The following is a 3905-nucleotide window of genomic DNA, read 5'->3' on the forward strand; positions in this document are numbered from 1 at the left end:
ACCAGTCATTGCGCGGTATGCGGATTACGACGTATCTCGGCGACCGCCCAATCATGAGACTGAGATTCGGCGATCTCGGGCTAAGGACCGCCGCCCCGCCAATGCTGGTGTCGCAGGCCAAGATCGAGGCGGCGCTACGCGACCGCTTTGCCGAGCTCGGAGGTGTGCCGGAGTGGAATCGTGCGCTTGTCGACCTTCGGCAGGATAACGATGGCGTCACTGCGGTACCCGGTGGAGGCGAGTCCGTCCGAACGCAGTGGCTGGTGGGTTGTGACGGCACGGGGAGTGCAACCCGCCAGCTGGCCGGCATCGGCTTTCCTGGCTGCAGGCTCAGCGAGCGGTTCCTGCTCGCGGATCTGCACCTGGACTGGGATCTCGATCGCAGCGGGACCACCGGCTGGATTCATCCGGCTGGCATGATCGGAGCGATGCCGATGCCCGACTCCGGCGGGAGCAACGACCTGTGGCGGCTGTCGCTGTTCTCCGTGCATCGCCGGCTGGCCGACTCGTACCGTCGGGGCAGGATCCTGATCGCTGGCGACGCCGCGCACGCGCATGCGCCATTCGGCGGCCAGGGCATGCTCACCGGCATCGGCGACGCGGAGAACCTGGCCTGGAAACTCGCTCTCATCTTGCGCGCCAAGGCAAGTGAGGCGTTGCTCGACACGTACGAGACTGAACGCCGGCCGCTGGCAACCGAGGTGTTGCGAGGCACAAGCACGGTGACGCGGATGAACATCGCGAGTAAGCCGGTAGGCCGATTTGTTCGGGACCGAATCGTGGTGCCGCTCGTGGGCTTGGCGCCAGTCCAGCGCTGGGCGACGTACACGGCCTCGCAGCTGTGGGTGAGTTACCGCAAGGGCCCGTTGGGAGGCCGCGGGCGTAAGCCACGTCCGGGTGATCGGATCGCCGACCTCGACTGCGTGCGCGATGACGGCACACCGACACGACTGCACGCCGAGCTGGGCGGGCGGTGGGCGTTGTTGGTGCCCGAGCACGCTGTCACCTTCGCCGGCTACGACGTTGCCCGGACGTGGCTTGGGAACTATCTGGATCGGTTGCGCTACCACGGTGCGCAGCCGATGCTGGTCCGTCCGGACGCCCACCTGGCATGGCGTGGCGATGTCGATGACACGGTTGGTCTCGAGCGGTGGCTGGCTGCCGCGATGCACACCGGACGGGTGCGATGACGCGAGCGCGCAGCCGCGGACGACCTCGCGATGCCGCTGCCGATGCCGCGATATTGCGGGCTGGCATCGAGCTGTTTATTGAGCGGGGTATCGACGGGGCCAGCATCGAGCAGATCGCCAAACGCGCCAGCGTTGGCAAACTGACGGTCTATCGCCGATGGTCGACCAAAGAGGAGCTGATCGCAGCGGCTATCGAAACGCTGTTTGCCAATGAGGTCTCGTGGCCGCCGCCAGAGGTGATCGATACGGCATCGCCATACGAGCTGGTCGAAGCGGCGCTGTCAAACGCGGCACAGACCGCGGCCGCGCCGGAGTTTCGAGCACTGGTCGCCAGGGTCCTTGGCTGTGCCGTCAGCCACCCCTCGCTGATGGCTACGTATTGGAAGCACTACATTGTGCCACGCCGCACGCTTGCAGCGCGTCTGCTGGCGCGGGCACGCGAGCTCGAAACGGTCTCGGCTGATGCCGATCTGGACGTGGCGATCGACATGATGGTTGGCGCGATCATGTGGCGTGTGCTGCAACCGGATCCGCCCGATGTGGTCGAGATGCACCGCTACCTCACGGCCGTTTACCGTCAGGCAGGGCTGCTGCCCTAGGCGGCTGACGCATGGGTTATTATTAGCGATCCCATTTCGCTGCGAGAAGATCAACCTTGGTTTGTCGGAAAGCCAGTTCGTGCTGTCTTTTTTGTTGTCCAAGGGATCGCTCGGGTGCGTGCTGCGTGCCACGCTAGACAGGAGCGGCGATGCAGTGTCCGTGACATGGACACAGTGACGAGGAAGTGTGATGGCGTTGCCTGATATGCGCAGAAAAGACCGTGGCGGCCCGAATGTTGTTGTCAATGCCTGGCGGAGTGTAAAGCCCGCAGTCTTCATTCCTGCGTCAGTGGTGATCATCGCGATGATCGTCGTTTCCGTCGTCTACTCGGGCACCACTGCGAACGCGTTCGTCCGGCTGAACACCGCGGTCACCGCCAGTATCGGGTGGTGGTATATCTTGGCCGCCACAGGGTTTGTGGTGTTCGCGCTGTACTGCGGTGTCTCCCAGATCGGCACCATTCGGCTCGGCCGCGACGATGAGCTACCCGAGTTCGGCTTTTGGGCATGGCTGGCAATGCTATTCAGCGCGGGTATGGGTATCGGTTTGGTCTTCTACGGCGTGGCCGAGCCGCTCAGCCACTACGTGCGACCACCGCAGGCACGAGGTGTGCTCGGGCTCACTGATGCGGCGGCCAACCAGGCGATGGCGCTGACAGTGTTCCACTGGGGCTTGCACGCCTGGGCAATCTACGCGGTGGTTGGTCTCGGTATGGCCTATATGACCTATCGGCGGGGCCGCCCCCTGTCGGTGCGTTGGTTGTTGGAGCCTGTTCTGGGTCGGCGTCGCGTTGAGGGGGTGCTCGGACACGCTGTCGACGTAATCGCAATCGTCGGAACACTATTCGGTGTGGCTACATCGCTGGGCTTCGGTATTACCCAGATTGCCGCCGGTTTGGAGTATCTCGGCTGGATCCGGGTGGACAACTGGTGGATGGTCGGCATGATCGTTGTCATCACCGCCACCACGACGGCGTCGGTAGTCAGTGGAGTCAGCAGGGGTTTGAAGTGGCTCTCGAACATCAACATGTCGCTCGCCGCGGCACTGGCCCTCTTCGTGTTATTGCTTGGGCCAACGCTGTTCCTACTGCAGTCGTGGGTGCAGAACCTGGGGGGTTACGTCCAATCGCTGCCGCAATTCATGTTGCGCACCGCCCCGTTCTCCCACGATGGCTGGCTCGCTGACTGGACGATCTTCTACTGGGGCTGGTGGATCAGTTGGGCGCCATTTGTCGGGATGTTTATCGCGCGGATTTCCCGGGGGCGGACCATCCGGGAGTTCATCGGGGCCGTGCTGCTGGTTCCCACCTTGATCGCTTCGCTGTGGTTCACCATCTTCGGTGACTTGGCGGTGTTGCGGCAACGCAACGACGGCGACATGCTCATCGACGGAGCGGTGGATGCCAACACATCGCTTTTCCAATTGCTCGGAGGTCTGCCCTTAGGGGTGATCACCAGCGTTCTTGCGGTGGTGGTGATCGTGTTCTTCTTCATCACATCGTCGGACTCTGGTTCGTTGGTCGTCGATATCTTGTCAACGGGTGAGCTGGACCCGCCCAAGCTGACCCGGGTCTACTGGGCGATGCTGGCAGGGACGGCTGCCGCCGTATTGCTACTGGTTGGCGGTGCCGGGTCACTGACCGCATTGCGGACCGCTGCCATTGCTACCGCCTTGCCGTTCTCGATCGTCATGGTGGTGGCGTGCTATGCCATGACGAAAGCGTTCCACTTCGATTTGGCTACCACGCCCCGGCTGCTGCATGTAACTGTGCCCGATGATGTGGTTCCCGCTGGAAGTCGGCAACGCCACGACATTTCCGCGACATTGGCCGGGCTTATTGCCGTCCGCGATGTCGATAGCGGCGCATACCAGGTGCATCCCGACACCGGCGCCCTCACCGTCACCACACCACCAGATCCCCTGGGCGACGGAGCCTTTGATACCGATTAGAGCGAAAGACACTGGAACTGGTCCAATCACCGGAACCCGGACGATGACGCATCCAGGCGGTGCTTCGACAGGAGAAACACAGTGGCAGAACGGTTGGCGGGAAAGGTCGCGCTCATTAGTGGTGGTGCGCGGGGGATGGGTGCCTCACACGTGCGGACGATGGTC

The 3905-nt window shown here is 63.0% G+C and carries 3 protein-coding genes and 1 pseudogene; all 4 read left to right on the forward strand.

All coding sequences use genetic code 11. The features are described 5' to 3' along the window. Positions 1-1190, forward strand: a 1190-nt coding sequence (locus tag AC2VOU_RS08300; RefSeq protein WP_486956943.1) for an FAD-dependent monooxygenase, incomplete at its 5' end; no start/stop codon positions are given. Further along, positions 1187-1789, forward strand: coding sequence for a TetR/AcrR family transcriptional regulator (locus tag AC2VOU_RS08305; protein ID WP_486956944.1), 603 nt, complete (start codon positions 1187-1189; stop codon positions 1787-1789). The genes AC2VOU_RS08300 and AC2VOU_RS08305, both read left to right, overlap by 4 nt. 205 nt (positions 1790-1994) lie before the next feature. Continuing rightward, positions 1995-3740, forward strand: a complete 1746-nt coding sequence (locus AC2VOU_RS08310) for a BCCT family transporter (protein ID WP_047314055.1) — start codon at positions 1995-1997, stop codon at positions 3738-3740. An 81-nt stretch (positions 3741-3821) separates the two neighbouring features. Then, positions 3822-3905 (forward strand): annotated as a pseudogene (locus AC2VOU_RS08315) (3-alpha-hydroxysteroid dehydrogenase); the annotation flags it as partial.

Source organism: Mycobacterium sp. TH-M25, assembly GCF_057473665.1.

Coding starts and splice junctions, on each gene's coding strand:
- AC2VOU_RS08305 (WP_486956944.1), top strand. CDS start 1,187: ATGACGCGAGCGCGCAGCCGCGGACGACCTCGCGATGCCGCTGCCGAT.
- AC2VOU_RS08310 (WP_047314055.1), top strand. CDS start 1,995: ATGCGCAGAAAAGACCGTGGCGGCCCGAATGTTGTTGTCAATGCCTGG.